We start from the raw sequence: 19,818 nt of genomic DNA, 5'->3' as shown, positions 1-19,818 counted from the left end.
GAGCGTCAATGCGTGATTGGAAGAGCGAACTCGATGCGCTCGTCGCTGAAGCGATGGCGTTCGCCGGATCGCTGAAGGTGGAGATCGGGCAGCCCCGGCCTCAACTGAAAGAAGTCGTCGACCGGGATGGCGTCAGTCTGCTCGATTATAGTGGCAGCGAACGCGATCAAATTAGGAAGCGGGTCGAGAGCTTCAAAGCGCACCAAGAGCGTTTCATGCGCGAGCGCGAGGAATATGCCACTTCGCTGCTGAGCCGGATCAGGCCGATCCCCAAAGCTTAGAAGAGCTCGTTAAACCTTTCACGAGCCCGGAGGCCGCTTTAGTTATGCAGCTCAAGCAGTGCTCGAGGGCAAACCTGTGGGCCGAGAGTTTTCCGTCATTTTGGTCATTGATAAGCTGGCCCTAGACTTGCGGACCTCTCGAACCGGCTCATTCCGGAGAGTTAAAGTTCTCAGGCTCTCGTGGTGCCAGGGTTTTCCGTCGCACATGTGACCCCATCACGCTAAAAAGAGGCGTTCTTTTCCACAACTCGCGGGATCTTGCTCCGAACTGCGGCGTCGTCACGCTCGGGCGTTTTTTCGAAAGTGCCGATCGGCAAACGGATTGCGACCAGCTATTTGGCACACGGTCGCGATGATATCCCGCGGCCATAACGCGAAAATTCCGCCGCGTCCTCATCTCCGGCCAGAAGCGCGGGTTGTTCGGCGCGATCACGCGCGAGGTACGCCGCCACTTGAAATTGACCCCATCATCGGAGACCTCAAGTGGATCTGGCGGCCTTACGATTGCCGAAAGCTGGCCAGTCTCGCAGCTTCGACATTGCAAAGCGGCGATCGGGCCGATCCCGACGCCGCCGACGTTAAAAATTCTTTGAGAGCACGGTCATCTTGAGAACGCCGAACGAGCGTCGGACTTCCGCCCGGCCTCCGAAAGGATGCCGGACTCTTTCGCCACAAACAGCTCCAGCAAATCCAGAACGATTTGAATCGGATGCTAACGCTTCGCCGTGGCCGCTGTTCGCAGAAAACCTTCAGCCACAGTTGCCAACCACGCTTTGTGGGGCGTACGCGCTGGCTTCAGTCGCTGTCGGCGCTGCCAGGCTCGCAAGCGCTATCGATGGTTGCAAGCTCGTCCGAAGCAAAAAACCCTGGCGTTCCTGCCAGGGTTTTGCATGTCATCGACTCTTTGAGAGGCTGGATCAGAAGTCCATACCGCCCATGCCGGCGCCCGGAGGCATCGCAGGACCGGCCGTGGCCTTCTTCGGCAGCTCGGCAACCATCGCTTCCGTCGTGATCAGCAGCGCTGCCACCGAGGAGGCGTTCTGGACCGCGATGCGCACGACCTTTGTCGGGTCAATGATGCCCTTGGAGACAAGGTTGCTGTACTCGCCTGTTTGCGCATCGAAGCCATAAGAGTACTGCTGATTCTCGAGGACTTTGCCGACCACGATCGAGCCGTCTTCACCGGCGTTGATCGCGATCTGGCGGGCCGGCCAGGACAGCGCCTTGCGCACGATCTCGACGCCAGTCTTCTGGTCGTCGTTCTTGGTGCGCAGGCCCTTGAGTTGCTCGGAGGCACGGAGCAGGGCGACGCCGCCGCCCGGCAGGATGCCTTCCTCGACCGCCGCTCGGGTCGCGTGCATCGCGTCATCAACGCGATCCTTGCGCTCCTTGACCTCGACCTCGGTCGCGCCGCCGACGCGGATCACCGCGACGCCGCCCGCGAGCTTGGCAAGACGCTCCTGGAGCTTCTCACGATCGTAGTCTGAGGTGGTCTCCTCGATCTGCGCCTTGATCTGGGCGACGCGGGCATCGATGTCGGCCTTCTTGCCGTCGCCGTGGACGATCGTGGTGTTCTCCTTGTCGATCATCACCTTCTTGGCGCGACCGAGCATGTTGAGCGTGACGTTCTCGAGCTTGATGCCGAGGTCTTCCGAGATGGCCTGGCCGCCGGTCAGGATCGCGATGTCCTGTAGCATGGCCTTGCGGCGATCGCCGAAGCCCGGAGCCTTGACCGCCGCGACCTTCAGGCCGCCGCGCAGGCGGTTCACGACCAGGGTGGCGAGCGCTTCGCCTTCGACGTCCTCGGCGACGATGACCAGCGGCTTGCCGGTCTGCACCACGGCCTCGAGCAGCGGCAGCAGCTCGTTCAGCGAGGAGAGCTTCTTCTCGTTGATGAGGATGTAGGCGTCGTCCATCTCAACGCGCATCTTGTCGGCGTTGGTGACGAAGTAGGGCGAGATGTAACCGCGGTCGAACTGCATGCCCTCGACGACGTCGAGCTCGGTCTCGAGCGACTTGGCCTCCTCGACCGTGATCACGCCCTCGTTTCCGACCTTCTTCACGGCGTCGGCGAGGAACTTGCCGATCTCGGCATCGCCGTTGGCGGAAATGGTGCCGACCTGGGCGATCTCCTCGTTCGAAGTGACCTTCTTCGAGTTCTTCTGGAGATCCGCGACGACGACTTCGACCGCGAGGTCGATACCGCGCTTGAGGTCCATCGGGTTCATACCGGCGGCAACCGACTTGGCGCCTTCACGGACGATCGCGGCGGCCAAGACGGTCGCTGTGGTGGTCCCGTCGCCGGCAGCATCCGCCGCCTTCGAAGCCACCTCGCGCACCATCTGTGCGCCCATGTTCTCGAACTTGTCGTCGAGTTCGATGTCCTTGGCGACGGCAACGCCGTCCTTGGTGATGCGCGGAGCGCCGAACGACTTATCGAGCACCACGTTGCGGCCCTTCGGACCGAGCGTGACCTGCACGGCATTGGCGAGGATGTCGACGCCGCGCAGCATGCGGTCCCGCGCGTCTACTCCGAATTTGACTTCTTTGGCTGACATAAAGAATTCCCTCAGTTCTTATTTTCTCATCCTTCAGCGCGCCCGGTGGGCGCTCGTCAGGGGTGAGCTGTGCGAGCGCTGGGTTAGGCGGCTTTCTTCTTGGAAAACACATCGGTGAGAACGCCCATGATGTCGCTCTCCTTCATGATCAACAGGTCCTGCCCGTCGATCTTGACCTCGGTGCCGGACCACTTACCGAACAGCACGCGGTCGCCGATCTCGATGTCAATCGGAATCAGCTTGCCGGACTCATCGCGGCCGCCCGGGCCAACTGCTATGACTTCGCCCTGCGAGGGCTTTTCCTTGGCTGTGTCCGGAATAATGATGCCACCAGCGGTCTTCTCATCGGCGTCGATGCGCTTGACTACGACGCGGTCGTGAAGCGGACGGAAATTCATACAGGTCTCCTGGGCGTTTGAACAAGTTGGAGATAGGCACATTGTGACCAGCCCAATTATAGCAAGAGTCGGGCCAAAAATGAGCTGAACGATCCAGGCCTGCAGTTCTGCTGAATCGTTGCATGGCCTGCGCGTGTCTTGTCCGGAAGCAAACGCGCTCAGGTACACAGCCGGCCAAGCTGTTGCGAAAATGACATTGCGTTTCGTCGAAACGCCCGGATTGAGCCCAAGGTTTCTCAACATTGCACGGCGGCCGTTACACCGATCGCAGTGCCGCGTGTTCGACGACCGCGGCCGGGCTGCACATGATTGCTTCGTCTGACGGCAGCTCTAGCAGCTGACGCCGGCGAAGCGTGCGCTGCACAAGACCCATCGAAGAGCGGCGCTCGATGAAATCTGACGTAGTCCCGCATAATAGCAATATGCCAATTATCTCGAAAACTCAGGTGATGTTTCCTGTAAGAGGCGGCGTGCTCCAAGAGAGGCCATCATCGAATTGTATCGAATTGTCGATGTCCAGCCGTGGCATGGCCCCTCAAAAACTGACTGAATTTACCCCGATCGTTCGTAGACCGATAGTGAGCAGGTAGGTGTTGTTCAGTACGGGGGATACCGAACCAGCGGAGTAGTTGTAGGAACTTACGTAGTTTGCCGCCACTAGGAAGCAATCGTCGACATAGCCGGCGCCAATAGCATATTGGTTGATATTGTTGGCCTGGAGATCCCAACGCGCCGAACCCATCACCACCCAATTGGTGGCCACCTTCAGCGAGCCGGAGGTCAGAACGCCCTCACGGCGCGTGAAATAGCCGAGTTCCGGTTGTGCGACATAGTCGCCGTACATCACACTGGCCGACCAGCGGTCGAAGTTCGCGCTGGCCTGCGTCTCGAACCGGTTAACGTTCCAGGTCGCCTCGTCCATCCGCGAGCTTACGCTAAACGTGTAGTTGCGGTTGGGTGAATAGGCGAAGCTTGTGACATAGTCCGAGTGCGAGTTCCGCAGGCCCGAGTAGACGCCGGTTCTCGTGATGTCGGCGACCGCGAACGAGTTCAGCCCGAACATCTGGTACGACTGGCCGAACATCGCGTTAATGTTGCCGCCCTGATCGAACTGCGTGGTGGTCTGCACGCCGACATTGGCGCGGCTGCCGCCCTCAATGCGGTCATAGCCGGAGAACTTGTCGACCGCGAACAGGTTCGAGGTGTCGAATACAAAACTCTGCGCGTCCTCGTTCGGCAGCTTGCCGGCGTGGGGTTCGTCCGGCCGGATGATGACCTGCGCGATTGGCTCGATGGTGGTCGTGCCCCATGGCTGCACATTGATGAGGGGATAGCGGTATTCAAAGCCGACGGTCGGCATCAGGCGGACCGTCTGGGTGCTGCCAACCGGCAGGTAGCTGGAAACGCCCGGCTGGTTCGATATGTCGGCATTGATCGCATCGGCGCGGACACTGACGAACGGCGTCCAGTTCTGGCCGATCGGGTCGGTATAGGACTTGCGCCACTGCGCCTCGGCTGTCAGGCGGGTATAGGTGCCCGGCATGCCGCGCAGCAGGCACTGCGACGGCAACCGCGCCATTGGATCAGCGGACGCGGTCGTGCACAGGCCATTGGTGTTGGCGAGGGTCGTGCGCGGATCGAACACCGCAGTTTCGCGGGTCAGGTTGGTGAAGTTCACCTTGTAGCTGAACTCGCCACCCAGAATCGGACTATTGATCACGTTGTTGTAGTCGATGACCGGTGCGACCACCGGAACCTGCTTCTGATTGCCCGAGTAGCTGAGATAATAGATCGCGCGCGCGTCAAAGAAGGCGCGGTTGTCGACGCCGGTTAGGTGGAGCTGCGAGACGGCCTCGGTTGGCAGCGACAGGAACGATCCGAACGGATCCTTGTACTGCGCCAGCCGGAAATCGGACATGAAGAGATAGTCGGACAGCAGCACGCCGTCCCAGCCCCAGGTCCACTTGTCGTTCAGCGCGAACTGGCCCTTGGTCTCAATGCCCCAGCGAAACTGGCGGTCGCCCGGCTGGCCAGCGAAGGCGCCTTGATCGAGCTGGTCGATGCCGGAGAGCCGGATCTGATAGGCGCCGTTCGACAGACGTTGGCGGAACTCACCCTGGAACAGCACACCCTGCTTCGATGTGATGCGCGGATGGAAGGTCGCGTCGAAGTCCGGCGCGAGCGCGAAGTAATATGGGATTTCGACGCCGGCGCCGAAAGCCGAATACGTGATGAAGCCCGGCATCAGGAAGCCGCTCTTGCGTTTCACGGTCGGATCGGGCGTCGAGAAATAGGGCAGGTACGCCATCGGAACGCCGAAGAATTCGAGCTGGGCGTTCTCGAAGTAGAGCATCTTCTCGGTCTGGTTTTGGATGATGCGCGCGCCCTTGACCTGCCAGAGCGGCGGCTTCTTCGGATGATCCTTACAGGGCGCGCAGGCGGTATAAACGCCGTTGTCGAACACCGTGTAATTGCCGTTGGACCGATCGGCGCGGGTCGCCGCCATGCGGGTCTGGTCTTCAGTGTCGACGCGCAGCGAATCGACGAAACCGTCGCGGTAGTCATCGCTCAGATCCACGATGTTGGCGTAGGTGATCTTGCCTTCCGCATCGGTCATGCGGATGTTGCCTTCGGCATGAAGACGCTTGGTCTTCTGGTCGTAGATGACCTTGTCGGCCTCGACGCTGGTGCCGTTGTAGAACAGCTGGACGTTGCCGACGGCCGCGATGCGCAGGTTATTGTAGTCGTAATCGACCTCGGTCGCCTGAACCAGCATCTGCCCGTCATTCCTGGCCGGCGGGCGGGGCGGCTTCGGCGGACGCGGATTGTAGGTGAATCCTTGTGCCCAGGTAGTCGCTGGCGCAATCATGCCGCAAGCAGCCGCAATAACACCGGCCATGACAAGCAATAAGCCTCGGCGGCGAGCGATCACGATAACCATTCCACGGTCTCAGCAAGGCAAACCATGTGACGCTCCCGACCGAAACCGGCGGAAGCACTGCGACAATCACATCCGGCGATCGCGCCGCACGAGCTACGCGATAGCACGGACATAGCAATGATCTAAATCAATCGAATGAGGTCCATCTGAACCCTACAGGGGCTGCGAGCCGTCATTGAATAACGACATGCCCTGCTTCTCAAGCAATCGACGTGCCATTACGTCTCTGGTGATGGCGAGACTCTGCCGTTCGTACCGTAAGGTCTGCGACATCGACGTCTCAAATGGGATATCGATCGAGGCAGCAACATGAATCGCCAATTGTTACGATTATCCAAAGCGCAACTCCGCGAAATCACCGCTCCCAGCCCATGCTCTCGTCGGCGTTGTTGAGGGGGGCTCGTTAGCGAGATGAGTGCCTGCAGATGCGCAACCGAACGCACTTGGCTGTGCGAGTTAGCAGCCTCTTGAAAGCAACTGGCCAGGGCAGTCGCGCCGAGCATCCGCTCCGCGAGCAGCTCCTTCAGCACGCACCGGGTCAGGCCGGCAGACCTCTTGCTGGTTGAGCAGTTCGCCTTCGGCAAAACTTGCTTGGTTTACGATGGGCTCCTGGCGGGATGTACTTCCATGGAAAGAGCCAATTCAGATCGCTGTGTGCTTAACAGCCCCACGAGTAAGGAGCCAATCAAGTCGCTTTTAGTCGCTGATGCTGCGCCTGTTCGGGGATCAGTTGTTGCTTGAGCCGAGCGCCAGAAGATTGGCATCAGGCAACGGCCAGCTCTTTGCAGAACCTCCCCCGTAACTGGTATTCCCAAGGCAGGAATGCCCAAGTCAATGAGCGTCGAGGTCCCACTTGTTCTGATTGGTGAGTGGCTAGTACTATAGGATCGCTTCCATCATTCTTCGCAAGCAGACAGCGGCCTATAATGCCGTTCGTAGCCTCGGCGGCCCAGCCGTCCGCAACGGATCGTTCGACATTTACGCTAGGCAGCCCCTCGCCGGGATCGGCTGCCTCTTGAACGAAAGCGTCAGCTAGCGAGTTCCGGAATGCGGAGAGTGTTTCCGTGTCCGAGGGAGAAATCGCGCAGACTACAGCTTTATTGTTTGCGTCCATATACACCTGAGGTCCAAAGGCATCGCGGCTGGCATTTAAGGCCATAATCAGGATGTAAGTAATTTTGGTGCCGTTCGAGGACGTAAAAGTATGGCTTCGGGCGGAAAGGGGAGTGGGTATCTGGACCAAATTGGCAAGCGCATCCGCATGGAGCTCCGGACGCTGCTGCCTGACAGTGCCTGTTTCCGCAAATGCGGCAGCTTGATTCCCAGCGCAGTGTTTTAGAATGTAATGAATGCAATTTAGTTGCTTATGGCTGCTCCGCGCCCCCGGCCGATGGCGAAGACACAAGAGAGCTGGAGAGATTGCGGTGGGCGGAGTACCGACCGGATCGACACAGAAACCGTCCGCTACCGGTTTGGTCAGCATCGGAGCTCGTGGCGACCGTCCAAAATCCAGCGCACGGAGCTTCGATCGAAAATTATCCGAGCTATTGGTGGGAAAAGCAATTGAAATCCGAAGGTAGTGGGGACGGTCATTCGAGCTGTTGGCCCTCGGTCCAGGCGTGCTGGCAACCAACATGGACGTGACGGCGAGCAATGTGAATCCCACGCGGTGCAAGTGCCGCAAACATTGGGATAGTTGAATCGGCCGGTGTGCCACCATGAGAAGGAGTCCGCCGCAAATGCCGCGAGGCGAATCGCCGATCAACCGATCGCGCCCCTCGCCAGTGGCTCAGATGTCGATTTCGCCAAGACCTGCCAAGAATCCGTGTTCTCTCAGAGCAAAAGGGCTGCACCAAACGCGACACGTCACCGGCATCGTCGATGCCGCTATCGTCGGGTGATGGTGCCGTGAACAAGCAAGCGCCGTGCCTCGTCAGGAATGTAGGCTTGCATGGTCTTCGTCGTATGTGCGTGCCCTCGGGGACATCTATACTTGTCTCGAACCTGACAAATCGGTCGTGCTGGTGCGTCGGAATAGTGCAGCACGAAGCGACTGTGAAAGCGCGCCGTCGTCGGTTACCATGCTTCTGCGGCAACGACTGTATGCGTGCGTAGAGCCGGTTGGCGTTCCTTCAGCAGCGGTCAAGCAGAGTTAGAGTAGCCCTTGGAAATGTTCGGCGCGATCGCGCTTCGTTTTAGGCCGAAGCTTTCAATTACCCACAGCTTCGGGGTGACCCGATAGCGATGCCACAGGCGACATCTTGCAACTTGGTCAGACCTCGCCGAACGAGGATGTTCCTGGAGGATGATCAGGGCGAGATCGCCGCCTAGCATGCGATCCGCAAAATGTAAGTTGGGAGCGTTCGCTGAAAGATGCGCGGTATGCAACGCGCCGCATCGATGCCATCGAGCTTTCAATCTCCGCGGCGGTAAGGAGAGTATCCGATCTCGGATCCGGTTGAGCGCGCGACGACATAGTGATCCAATACGCCAGCTGACGACCGTAATAAAGGCGAAAAGCTTTACCAGTCGCTCGGCGGTCTACAATCTCGCGTCCTCGGCGCGGCAACCAGATTTCCATGAGCTTGTGAAACACCTCGACCTTCCAGCGCAAGGCGTACAAGTCGAGCTTTTCGACGGCGGCTGCCAGTTCGCCGACAGGCATTGGTCACGAGCTTGCAGTCGATCGGGTCGCCATTCGAAGGTGGGGCGACCTCCAAGGCATGAATATACACAAGCGTTTGCATTTGCCTTGCCGATAGGCAGCGATATTTCCACCGAGGCAAACTTGTTCCGCAAGAATGCGGTTTCGCCATCTTACCGCCATTCGCGACCGGTGGCGGCCCGTCGAAGAGCCCCGGGCAAGCTGAGCTAAGACCCGATGGGACGTATTCATCGGCAAGGCCTTCGACGGTGGCTCGGCCAGCCGATTGGTCTGACCGCGCACAAGAAGCCCGCGTCCCGAGATCCTGCGCCAGGCAGAAGAGTTCGTAGATATCGCTTTTCGTAATGGCCAACGTGCACACAGCGCTCGGGCGAGCCCAGAAGCGCGATGGACTGACGCAAAATCTCGAGCCAGCGATAACTTTCGTTGGTCGCGATTGGCACGCGCGTTTGGTTTACAAGCCGCTTGAGCGCAGCCGTTCCTTTGAACTTGCTGCGGGTCCAGAACTTCACCGCCGACACGCCGAGTGGTGTTCCGCTGGTCGCGACGACCAGACTCGAATGCATCAACACGCCGCGCAAGGTGCGGGTGGTGGGTTGCCCGGCTTTATAGCTCCCAGCATTGATGGTCTTTGTGTAGCCGATCTTGCCGGGCGACTCACGCTGTAAGTCAACTCGGGCGTGTCTTGCAAGGCCCTTCGGTGGCTTTGAAGCGCGCTGCAGTCCCAGCGAAATGGTTCGCGGTAAGTTAGGCTACACGATAGGCTGACATATCGGCGTCCTCATCATAGTCTCCTTTCAAACGAGAAGGACCGGCGTGACGCTGGCCGACAACGTCTGCTGCCTCGCGCAGAAAGAAAACCAAGATTCATGGACCGGAGACAGCGGTGCGGGAAAAGAGCGCGGGAATTCTTCAAGAATTGATCCGCAGCGACGTCGATCTGGCCATTGCGCGCCCCGGTACGAACGCAGCAAGGGCCGGCCATGAGGAGGGCGCCCGGAATAACGGGGCATCGGCACGGGAATCGGCCGTGGTTGCTGACCAAACGTTCGGAGCAGTCGCGGTTCCGCGCTTAACACGGCCGATGGCCAACCGCGTTCATCGTATATTCTCGTCTCGTCGGATCTTCCGTCCGCTTCCGCACGTTAGGTACAGCGGTGCTGACGGAAATTCGCTTCCGCAGTTCTCGAGTAGCCGGCTCGCTAATACGGATGCTCACCACCCTCTTTACATCTGTTGTGTTCGCAACTGTTTAGTCGCGTTCGCGACGTAATGTTCGAGCGGTCTGCCGCACATTTACTCAGGCCTTTGAACAATACGCACTTTGCCGCTTCCCTGAGCGGCTGGCACGAAATGTGAAGCCCGTGCGTTGGCGGCAGGAGCCGTCTACTGTGCAAAAGGAGAAAGCATGGACTTGTCAGCTTATGAAGTGACCGAACTGACCTACGAAGAAGCCTGTGCTGCTGGGGGCTCTGGTTGCTGGATCGAGTGGGCGCAAGATCCTATTACCGGTATATGGTCCCCGGTGCTGGTCTGCGATGACCTTCCGTGAAAAATAAATGAGCTTGCGTGAAAAGTAGCTGGCAAGCCGGCGCGGTGACGCCGGCTCGCCTCAGGCTGTTTTGGAAAAGTCTGTGCAGAACGAAATGCTGTCGCGCCAGAGCTATGGCGCGAATATTACTTTCCGCTTGCGTCCCTAAGAGTCGGTCGCTCTGCGGTAGGACACAATGCTGGCGGCTGGCGATCTCAGACACGGTTAACCTCTTTTGGGGGCCGCAGAACCTGCCGATCTACATTACCAATCGTCCGCCACTCGAGAGGAGGACCAACAATGAAGCTCAACACAGCATCTTGCAATGTGGCCCAATGGATCGCCGAAGAGGGAGGGGCTCTCTGCTTATCTGCGGCAGTTGCGAGCATGTTCGCAGCTGTAGCTGCATGGAAGGTAATTGGCTATTAGCTATCCTCGTTTGGAGAGCTGATTGTCAGGCCCCCGGGGACACTCAATTTAGCTCAGTGTTTTGAACCAGCAACCGTCCATGACCATTATGAGGGATGTGTTGCTTCCTCCAGAAATGATCGGCTGCACTGCAGAGAGGGTCTTGTTGCGAGGATCAGGACGATCTTTGGCGATCTACAAGCTGATTGTGTTGTCCGTCACTGCGGCGGTGGCTTCGCTACCGGCCATCAGTATACCTCTCTGTGTTCAAGGTCCCGGTACGATTCGTCCCATAGCTGAGAAGACTCCTTTGACTGCGCCGCTTTTCGAGCGCATTTCTCGTGTGCTTGCCGTCGAGAACGATCGCGTTGTACAAGGCCAACAGATTCTGGTTCTCGACGACAAGGTCATTGAGGAGGATATCCGTACGCTGGCGGATGATCTGGTGCGCGATCGTGCCAGTGACCTCCAGGGTCTGATCTCTTCTGGCACGCAGTTCGACCCTCACGTCCGGCTCCGAACCGAGTCCGCCGAGGCCGAGCGGCTGCATTTTCTCAAACCGTTGCGCGAGAACCAATACGCCCGCAGCAATGCCGCGGTGGAACTCGAACGGGCGAAGCGCGTCCTCCCCGTTGCTCCAGCGCGCACCAAGGCGGTTGAGGACAAGACGTTGGCTCTGCAGAGCCTTGAGGTGAAAGGCGAGATCCTCTCCCGGAGCAAATCCGCCGAATGGAATCAGCAGCTCGTCGACACTAACCTTGGCGTTCAGGAGCTGACCGTCAGGTTGCATCGACTTCAGAGCGAACGCGACCTGACCCGCATTCGCGCCCTCGTGTCCGGCGCTCTCGAGCAATTCTCCGGCTTCTCGCCCGACAGCTACGTCCAGGCGGGGCAGACGGTGGGATGGATATCGCCTGAAGGCGAACTGGTAGCAGAAACTTGCGTTTCTCCTAAAGACATCGGCTTTGTGCGGCAAGGTCAGGCGGTGCGACTCCAGGTCGATGCTTTCAATTACAATCAACGGGGAGGGATCGATGCGAAAGTGCTTAAGGTCGCAGAGGATTTCATCTCGCATAACCCGGTCTTGAAGGTCCGCTGTGTGCTCTCTCGCTGTTACCTCGCAGTCAAAGGCGGAATTATCGGTCATCTGAAGAAAGGCATGACTGTGCGAGCCCGCTTTCTCGTGGCCGAGCGCACTCTCTTGAAATTCTCTACAATGAGGTGGACGATTGGCTCACCCCGCTCCTGGCTGCTCGCTAAATACTCATCTTCCAAGACTCAGTGAGCCACCATGTCGAGCCAGGTCGTCAAGTTTAAGCAACGCGACATGACGGATTGCGGGGCCGCCAGCCTTGCTTCTGTTGGAGCCTTCTATGGCTGCAAGTTGCCATTGTCTCGCATCCGCCAGTATGCCTCAACAGACCGCTCCGGCACCACGGTCTCGGGTCTTTTGCACGCGGCTCAAGAGCTGGGCTTCATTGCGAAGGGCGTGAAAGGCGACTTCGACAGCTTGTATAAGATACCCAAGCCCGCTATTGCGCATATGATCGTCAAGGAGGTCCTGCACCATTTCGTGGTAGTCCAGGCGATCGACGCGAGGTGGGTCACCGTCATGGACCCGGCGTTTGGTGAAATCCGAAAGTTGTCGCATGAAGAGTTCAAGGCGCAATGGACCGGCGTCCTGGTGCTGCTGGTTCCGGCAGACACCTTCAAGCGCCGCGATGAAACCACCTCAACTCTTCTCCGCTTCGCCCGACTGCTTGCGCCACACAAAGCGGCGTTGACCCAGGCACTCGTCGGCGCGCTGGTAACCACCATCCTCAGTCTTTCAACGGCCATTTACGTCCAGAAGATCGTCGATCACGTGATAACATCGGACAACCGCAACTTGCTCAACCTCTTGAGCGTCACGATGTTGCTGATCCTGGTGCCTCAGACCTTAATCAATCTCCTTCGAAGTCGGATCGTCTTGGAGACAGGGCAGAAGATCGATGTGTGTTTGATCCTCAGCTACTACAATCACGTCCTAAGCTTACCTCAAAAATTCTTCGATAGGATGCGCATGGGAGAAATCGTCTCCCGGATGAACGATGCGGTGAAAATCAGGAGCTTCCTTAACGAGGTTTCCATCACCATGTTCGTCAACATTCTCGTGATACTGTTCTCGCTCGGGCTGATGTTCCTCTACTCGTGGAAGATCGCGCTGGTCGTGGCGATCTCGGTTCCACTTTACGCGTTGCTATATTGGACCATCAATCGGCTGAATAGGAAACGACAGCGTGCTATGATGGAGAATGCCGCCGATCTCGCGGCGCAAGTGGTGGAATCCCTCGGAGCTGTTTCTACGATCAAGGCATTCGGCATCGAGAACGGCGCCTACCTTAAGATGGAGACCCGCTTCCTCAAGACGCTGCAGTCGGCCTACAGCGCCGGTCTCATCTCGATCGTCGGAGACAATGCCTCTAGCTTCCTCTCAACTCTGTTCACAATCCTGCTAATGTGGTTTGGTACGACACTTGTTTTGGATCAGACCGTCACTCCGGGTGAATTGCTCTCCTGCTATGCGCTGCTCGGCTATATGACCCGACCAGTCGCCAATCTGATCCAAACTAACAGAATCGTGCAGGACGCCTTTGTCGCGGCGGATCGCCTGTTCGAGATCTTCGACCTAGAGCCGGCACGTGACGGTAGCGCTGACCTCACAAAATCCGGGCTTGGTGACATCCGCCTGGAGAATGTCACGTTTCGCCACGGCGCTCAGCCCAAGCTCTTTCAAAATCTCAGCGTCACGTTCCGCAGAGGCGAGATGACGGCCGTGGTGGGGGAAAGCGGCTCCGGCAAGAGCTCCCTTGCCGCGCTGCTGCAGAACATCTACCCGCTTGAGGGTGGACGCATCCGGATCGGCTCCCATGACCTCAAAGACGTCTCGACCGTATCCCTGCGTAGCGTTGTTGCGGCGGTACCGCAATCAACGGACGTATTCTCCGGCTCGGTGATCGAGAACATCGCACTTGGCGAGTTCGAGCCGGAGATCGAAAGGATCATGAAAATCTGCGATCAAACAGGGCTGCGGGAGGTGATTGAGCGTTTGCCCGGAGGCTTCCAGGCCTATCTGGGCAAAAACGGCGTAAGGCTCTCTGCCGGCGAGAAGCAGCGCCTTTCGTTGGCACGTGCTCTATACCGGGATCCGGACATCCTAATCCTGGACGAGCCGACTTCCTCTTTAGACTCGGTTGCCGAAGCCACTGTGCACCGGCTCCTCCAAGATTTGCGCCGGGCGGGCAAGACCATCGTGGTCATCTCTCACCGTCTCAGCACCATTTGTGATGCCGACAAGATCGTCGTCTTGGACAGGGGCCGGATCGTTGCGGAGGGCAGGCACACTGATCTGCTGGCTGAAAGCGCTTATGCTCGCTTGTGGCAGACGCAAACCGGCGGACCCTAAAGTTGCAGAAGATGGCTCATCGTAAATTTGTGTGGAATCATTCGCTGACTCTGGAGCCTGAAGAGGTTGTCCTCTCAAACTGCGCCTGTTGATTGACGTTTGAGATTGTATACCGCCGCTTGCGGCCCATTTGTACTGGTGCAGCGAGATCGGCGGCTCAATGCTCCACGCCTGCTGACCGATCTAGCAAGCATCGGGAGAGTGCGAACACAAGCTTAAGGCATGTGGAATCTCAAGGCGAAGAAAGCCCGGGCCCTGTGCGGCGGGAAAGCGTAGCAGCTTTGTAATACGTAAGCGGCAAGCTGAGGTCGGCAGACGGCGTGCTCCCACGGCATAAGCGCGTCGAAGAGCGGCGTTCGACGGTGTTGGAGCCGAGCTCAATGCGGATCCGTGAGGAAGTGTTCGAAGAGCGCGCGGCGCGAGATGGGATAGCGGATTGCCTCGGCCAGTTTTGATTTGCCGTAGATCCGCCGCAAGGTTTGCTGCCAGAAGGCAAAGAGATCTGTGACGATCGCTGCGGAGGCTTGTGCCTGCGCGCAGCAACACATGCGTCGGGGCTTTAACCGCGTACGGTCTTCACCGAAGAACGCTGAGTCCGAGAAAAGGTATCGCCCGGAGCTGCCCGCACACTGCGTCAGCGGAATCTGAGATGGCGACCGTCACTCGGCAGAGCACATCTCGGGCGTCGCAACTGTCATCGAGGTGATTGGCTATTGCTGCGCACGAGAGATCACTCTGCCAGGCAAGCTCCAAGGAGAATAGCCGACAGATGACATTCGAGCGAAGTCGATCTTTCGGCACCCCGAAAAACGGACTGGAGACGACGATCTGGCTCACAGTTCGAGCATCTCCCGACACGGGCTGCAATTTGCATTGCAGGGCAGGCCTGCCACCTCCCGACAAGCTTCCCTGTTGATGTCGAAGGCATCCAAATAGTCATCATGGATCAAGAGGGCTTAGGGACATATGAATCGTATACCTTGATATACGTTGTGCCGGCGCGTCTGGCGTGTGATTGCGACTTCGAAGTGGAAATTCGCCCGATCTTCGCGCCCAATGGAAAAAGCACCTGTGTCCTCTGTAGAAGTACACCAGCACATCCTCTCACTTCTTCAGAAGCCGAATCCCGTCATCCTGGATATCGGCTGCAATGACGGGACCGATACGCAACAGTTTCTCAATCTGTGCCCGCAAGCTCAGCTCTACTGCTTTGAGCCGGATCCCAGAGCGATCGCGCGCTTCAAGAAGAAGCTGGGCCCATCCCTTAACAGGGTGAAGCTGCTTGAAATCGCCATCAGTGATCGAAACGGGATGATCGACTTCCATCCAAGCAATGCAGATGGTGATGCGAAGGAATGGGACCTCTCCGGCTCAATACGCCGCCCGAAAAATCATCTTACCGAGTATGATTGGGTTCGGTTCGATCGCCCTGTCTCCGTTGAAACACGGCGGCTGGACGACTGGTGCAGCGAAGCCAAGCTGAACACGGTCGATTTCATCTGGATGGACGTCCAGGGAGCCGAAGCCGATGTCATCGCCGGCGGCATGCGGACCTTGAGCAACACGCGCTTCATCTACACGGAATATAGCGACCGTGAGCTCTACGAAGGGCAGTTGTCCCTGCAAGCCATTCTGGACCTGTTACCATCATTCGCAGTGGCGGCCCACTATCCACGCACAGTGGAAGGTGATGTATTGCTTAAGAATACGCGCTTCTAGTCTACTCGTATCGAGCGCCTCGTTCATCGCCGGAAGACCTGACCAGCGCGCTCTATGCCACCCAAAGCTGCAAAACTGGTGATCTTAAGGCGAGGGGATATTGGTAGCCGAACGAGCACTCCGGTTTCAGGATGCCATTGCAGACCCACGCATCACGTCCGCGTCGGGCGGTGGTCGAGCTGCTCACGCGCTGGCAACGGAAATGATCCAACCAGCCTGCGGCCTACGCCGGATGCGTACGGTGGTCGGTTCCTGACAATCATCTATTCAGCGAGCCGGCACGACCGACGACTTCGCCCCGAGCCGTTTCAGATCTTGAATCAACACTGCCAGCCGGCTGCTGACCGAAGTCTGGCCATCAACGTCGCGCACGACTGAAATCTCCCAGCGAGGCGCGGCCTCCGTGACGCGCTTTGAGGTCGCGTGACTTTCCCGCGAAGGTACGACGTGCAGAGGCTGGCGGTCGCTCACATCTGGAGTAGTGGATTCCGGCCGAAGACCTCGATGCCTTCAATGCCGCACCTCGTCGACGTATCGAGGGGGACCGGAGCCCGCGCCGCCCGATCACCCGCAATTCCAGATCGGCCCGATCGGCGTCCGCGTCCAGCATGGACCGAAACTGCCGCCATTGTAGCGGGCGCCGCCGAAGCCGGGGCGGCCGAAATAGTGCCACTCGCCATCCCAACGGTAATACTGAGGGACCGGGTCGATGTACCAGTGGCGCCGGTCGGCGCGGGAGAGGCGACGCATCGCGTCCTTCTGCTTGTAGAGCGGAATGCTGTTGCTCAGCGGCTGCCGATAGCCCGGCAGGAAGCCGTAGCCTTGCCAGACCGGCTTGGGCCGCTTTTGAATTGACGCAGCCGGCGCGACGACCGGCAGCAGCGACACGATGATAGCAACAGATAGACACAGAAGGCGAGACATGGATGGACGATAGTCGGTCGGTTGCGCAGAGGCAATTCAAATTCCGAGTGAACAGTTCTGAGCAATCTTGCGCAGAATTGTTCTCTTAGCTGATCACGCCCTTCCTAATCAGAAAGCAGCCATACTGTGTCCACCTGCACGACGCCGAAGTCCGAAGCCGCCGCGCGATAGAAATCCGGCCGCGAGAGCTTGCCGGGACTAATGAGCGGCCGACCGAGCGATCGATCTCTGCCACCACCGCGCGCTGCACTTCGGGCACACATTCGGGACCGTCGACCGGCATCATCACGCGCACGAGATTCGGATGAAATCGTCGAGCGGATAGAGCATCATGATAGCGCGGACGGTCCTCTCCATGGCTCATGCCCGGCAGCTGGATCAGGCGATGCGAGGAGCGTCGCCGCGGCAATGCGGGTAGCGACCGTCGCCACGCCCATGGAGACGAGCAGCCGCAGCAGGTCGTGGGGCAGGATCGGATCAATAGATTTCAGCATGTGACGAACTATCCTCCCAATCGATTGCTCCAAACTGCCGTTCATTGGTGGCAAAAAGAGCCCGGCCTCGATGGCCGGGCGGAAGTCAGTCGTCGACAGAGGGAGAGCTGCCGACGGTTATTTGCGGCAAAACGTTCACCGCAAATTCCATCAATGATCGGAGAAATCGGGCGTCGTTCCCCCTTTTCAAAACGATACTGACGGAGTGCGGCTCAACACTGGCTCACACAAACCTGGAAGGATGTATTGTCCGCTGTCCTGAGGATCGTCAAAGTCATGCTGATTAAATGAACGGCGACGACAGAGACGATCCGCGACTGTTCGCAAGGCATCAACGTGCCGGCCGAAGAGCGCAGCGACCCAGCATTCCCTGGGGCTGGGAAGAAGTACCTTGTTGTTCGCATGCGAGCATTCGGAGCCCGTTCGCGCAGATCCCGCAGACCGGGATTGGCGCACCTGCGTCGCCCTCTGCTGTACACACGACCGCATTGGTATCATCGTCTCACCGATGTCAGCAGCAAACCGGGCCGGGTTGCCCGGCGTCCTCGTCAGCTACTTAAAAATGGTACAACGTGACGCTACGTGCGATTCAAGAGCCTTTTGAGCTGATCCGTATAACATTCAAGCCGCCGACCTCTCGCAGACAGCTAAGTGATCCGCCAGCGGTCGACGTGCGTGTCGCATTCCGGTTTTTGATGGGCATATACACGAGAGCGCTCAAGGCACATTGCACATCATGTTTCTTGTGTGATGACGTATGTGTTCGTCTTTTCCAGAAGATCACGTGCTTTGTAAGTGGCGACCATGAATCTTCAGGTCATCATCTTGAAGCTTCTTGTTGGCTATCCGAATGGCATGGCCAGCCTCGACAATCTCAAAGTCAAGATGGTCATTCTGGCCAAGAGTGGACAGGAATGGTCCGAGCGCACCAGCCTATTTGCCGCGCGAATGCCCGATCTGAGCATTTTTTAGAACATGTGGAACGTGCTCATTCGGCTGGTCCATCACAGCGAAATGACGAGCGGTACCGGCCAACATGGAAAGCCGCTCTCCTGTGGTCGAGAGCTCCTCATTGCCTGACGAGGCAGATGTTCTGGAGCGTGCTGGCGTTCTTCGCGGACTCCCACGACGACGCTGAGTCCCGAGCACGGGCAAGATCGGGGGTGGAGGCACCGTCCACGTACTGGTGCCTGGATTTGGCGTTCTCCACACCGACCACTACACCAACGAAGCTTTGGATCATACCTCAGAAAGGTCGTGTTTTTGATACGCTGTGCCCACGCTTAAATATTTGGAGCAAAATCAGGAAGGCAATTGAGCTCCAATGTGGCTATTCCCGCGGGAGCCGGCCCGAGGAGAACAAAACCCGATCTATTCGTCCGGCAAGCGAGTTTTTGTACGAGACGCTCAGATCTGTAGCCGGGATGGCACAATAAGCGGAGGCGGCGAGATCGTGGATCGCTGCGTACGATGTTTACTAATGCAAAAAGGCCGGTTGCCGGTACAATCCTGGGCAAGAGTATACTCGAGCCGTCGTTCGCGCTTACCTGGTCGGATAGAGGTTCAACATGGATTATGCGGCTGGGAACCGCTGTGAAGTATCGAGAATGACAGATGAAGAGCGCGAGTTGGCGCGGTGCAGGCAAGAAATAGCGAGACTCAAACAACTGGTTGTGCAGCTTTCTGAGCTCGTCTTGCGCAATGTCGCGGAAAATGCCGAGGGCCGAAAGTCGCAATGCAGGTGACGCGCTCGGCCGTATGTCGAATAATCAATCGACAGATGAGGGCGGTAGACCAAAAGCCATTGTAATCCGCAGCGCGGCGCCCCCGACCCCGCCTTGTTCTCCATGGGGCGGGGCAGGTAAATGTCCTGTCGAAGCTCTTCGTGGATCAATGGGCATGAGCGATAGTGCCGCACCGAAGCACGTGCGACTGCAGTTCGTCGAACAGTCGCCTCATCTGCCGAGCGCTCAACGATTTGCATTCGTCAAGCTTCACAAGCTCAATTGAGTCAAACCCGTGAGGCCTTAAACCCGCACGAGCCGGCTGTGCATCGATCGGAAGTAGAGATAAGAGCTCAGCTATTACGCGATGCTCGCTATCTCTGCCGGATGCCAACCCCGTTTGCGCCGATCTCGATAATCTTCTTTGCCACCATTTCGGCGATAGGTCGTCTCGATCAACCAGGCAAACGATTGCAGGGGCCGCGCATAGGCCGAGCTCAGGTACTCAATTTCTTCCGGCCCCAACGTGCTGCCCTGGAGCACTCGATCGATCGGCATTGATCACGGGCCCCGGGGATGCGCCGGGCCAAGATGCGTCAGAACGCGCTCGGGCTGGTCCAGGTCATCCCACCTATAAACGATATAGTCGAGCTGCTTGATGTCACCCTTGGCACCGCCGGATTTGCGAGATATTTTCGGATCGCTGCTCTTTGCAACGCCTGTTTTGATC

Annotated in this window: 9 protein-coding genes and 2 pseudogenes; 5 read left to right on the top strand and 6 right to left on the bottom strand. The window is 58.1% G+C overall.

The window, feature by feature from the left end:
* The first annotated feature begins 8 nt into the window (after positions 1 to 8).
* A complete protein-coding gene (locus tag P6U29_RS32360) occupies positions 9 to 281 on the top strand; it encodes a hypothetical protein (RefSeq protein ID WP_407114371.1) in 273 nt (90 codons plus the stop codon).
* Between the two features lie 917 nt (positions 282 to 1,198).
* Here the strand turns inward: P6U29_RS32360 and groL are convergent.
* From groL to P6U29_RS32345, 3 genes are all read right to left on the bottom strand, one after another.
* Positions 1,199 to 2,839, bottom strand: coding sequence for a chaperonin GroEL (groL, locus tag P6U29_RS32355; RefSeq protein WP_407114370.1), 1,641 nt, complete (start codon positions 2,837 to 2,839; stop codon positions 1,199 to 1,201).
* Positions 2,840 to 2,922: 83 nt separating this feature from the next.
* The gene (locus P6U29_RS32350; protein ID WP_407114369.1) at positions 2,923 to 3,237 is read right to left on the bottom strand and encodes a co-chaperone GroES; all 315 of its coding nucleotides are present in this window, start codon (positions 3,235 to 3,237) and stop codon (positions 2,923 to 2,925) included.
* A gap of 535 nt (positions 3,238 to 3,772) precedes the next feature.
* On the bottom strand, positions 3,773 to 6,136 hold the full coding sequence (locus tag P6U29_RS32345; protein WP_407114368.1) for an LPS-assembly protein LptD: 2,364 nt from the start codon (positions 6,134 to 6,136) through the stop codon (positions 3,773 to 3,775).
* A 4,833-nt stretch (positions 6,137 to 10,969) separates the two neighbouring features.
* Between P6U29_RS32345 and P6U29_RS32340 the strand changes: the two are divergent.
* A pseudogene (locus tag P6U29_RS32340) lies at positions 10,970 to 12,042 on the top strand (HlyD family efflux transporter periplasmic adaptor subunit).
* Positions 12,043 to 12,073: 31 nt separating this feature from the next.
* Positions 12,074 to 14,227 (top strand): peptidase domain-containing ABC transporter, encoded by a 2,154-nt coding sequence (locus P6U29_RS32335; RefSeq protein ID WP_407114367.1) that lies wholly within the window; start codon positions 12,074 to 12,076, stop codon positions 14,225 to 14,227.
* Positions 14,228 to 14,579: 352 nt separating this feature from the next.
* On the opposite strand, the pseudogene P6U29_RS32330 reads toward P6U29_RS32335, so the two are convergent.
* Positions 14,580 to 14,786: pseudogene (locus tag P6U29_RS32330) on the bottom strand (transposase); the annotation flags it as partial.
* A gap of 512 nt (positions 14,787 to 15,298) precedes the next feature.
* On the opposite strand from P6U29_RS32330, the gene P6U29_RS32325 reads away from it, so the two are divergent.
* The gene (locus P6U29_RS32325) at positions 15,299 to 15,946 is read left to right on the top strand and encodes an FkbM family methyltransferase (protein ID WP_407119467.1); all 648 of its coding nucleotides are present in this window, start codon (positions 15,299 to 15,301) and stop codon (positions 15,944 to 15,946) included.
* A 564-nt stretch (positions 15,947 to 16,510) separates the two neighbouring features.
* Here the strand turns inward: P6U29_RS32325 and P6U29_RS32320 are convergent.
* Both P6U29_RS32320 and P6U29_RS32315 read right to left on the bottom strand, forming a co-directional pair.
* Entirely contained in the window at positions 16,511 to 16,870 is a 360-nt protein-coding gene (locus tag P6U29_RS32320; RefSeq protein WP_407114366.1) for a hypothetical protein, read from the bottom strand.
* 329 nt (positions 16,871 to 17,199) lie between these two features.
* Positions 17,200 to 17,364, bottom strand: a complete 165-nt coding sequence (locus P6U29_RS32315; protein ID WP_407114365.1) for a hypothetical protein — start codon at positions 17,362 to 17,364, stop codon at positions 17,200 to 17,202.
* Positions 17,365 to 18,168: 804 nt separating this feature from the next.
* Between P6U29_RS32315 and P6U29_RS32310 the strand changes: the two genes are divergently transcribed.
* Entirely contained in the window at positions 18,169 to 18,336 is a 168-nt protein-coding gene (locus P6U29_RS32310) for a hypothetical protein (protein WP_407114364.1), read from the top strand.
* The last annotated feature ends 1,482 nt before the right edge of the window (positions 18,337 to 19,818 follow it).

The sequence above is a fragment of the Bradyrhizobium sp. LMG 9283 genome, from assembly GCF_045571415.1.
GTDB lineage: Bacteria > Pseudomonadota > Alphaproteobacteria > Rhizobiales > Xanthobacteraceae > Bradyrhizobium.
This window is presented reverse-complemented; position numbering and strand designations above follow the sequence as displayed.

Excerpts from the sequence above, each read along its gene's own strand:
- P6U29_RS32360 (WP_407114371.1), top strand. The coding sequence starts at position 9 with ATGCGTGATTGGAAGAGCGAACTCGATGCGCTCGTCGCTGAAGCGATG.
- groL (WP_407114370.1), bottom strand. The coding sequence starts at position 2,839 with ATGTCAGCCAAAGAAGTCAAATTCGGAGTAGACGCGCGGGACCGCATG.
- P6U29_RS32350 (WP_407114369.1), bottom strand. The coding sequence starts at position 3,237 with ATGAATTTCCGTCCGCTTCACGACCGCGTCGTAGTCAAGCGCATCGAC.
- P6U29_RS32345 (WP_407114368.1), bottom strand. The coding sequence starts at position 6,136 with ATGGCCGGTGTTATTGCGGCTGCTTGCGGCATGATTGCGCCAGCGACT.
- P6U29_RS32335 (WP_407114367.1), top strand. The coding sequence starts at position 12,074 with ATGTCGAGCCAGGTCGTCAAGTTTAAGCAACGCGACATGACGGATTGC.
- P6U29_RS32320 (WP_407114366.1), bottom strand. The coding sequence starts at position 16,870 with ATGTCTCGCCTTCTGTGTCTATCTGTTGCTATCATCGTGTCGCTGCTG.
- P6U29_RS32315 (WP_407114365.1), bottom strand. The coding sequence starts at position 17,364 with ATGCTGAAATCTATTGATCCGATCCTGCCCCACGACCTGCTGCGGCTG.
- P6U29_RS32310 (WP_407114364.1), top strand. The coding sequence starts at position 18,169 with ATGAATCTTCAGGTCATCATCTTGAAGCTTCTTGTTGGCTATCCGAAT.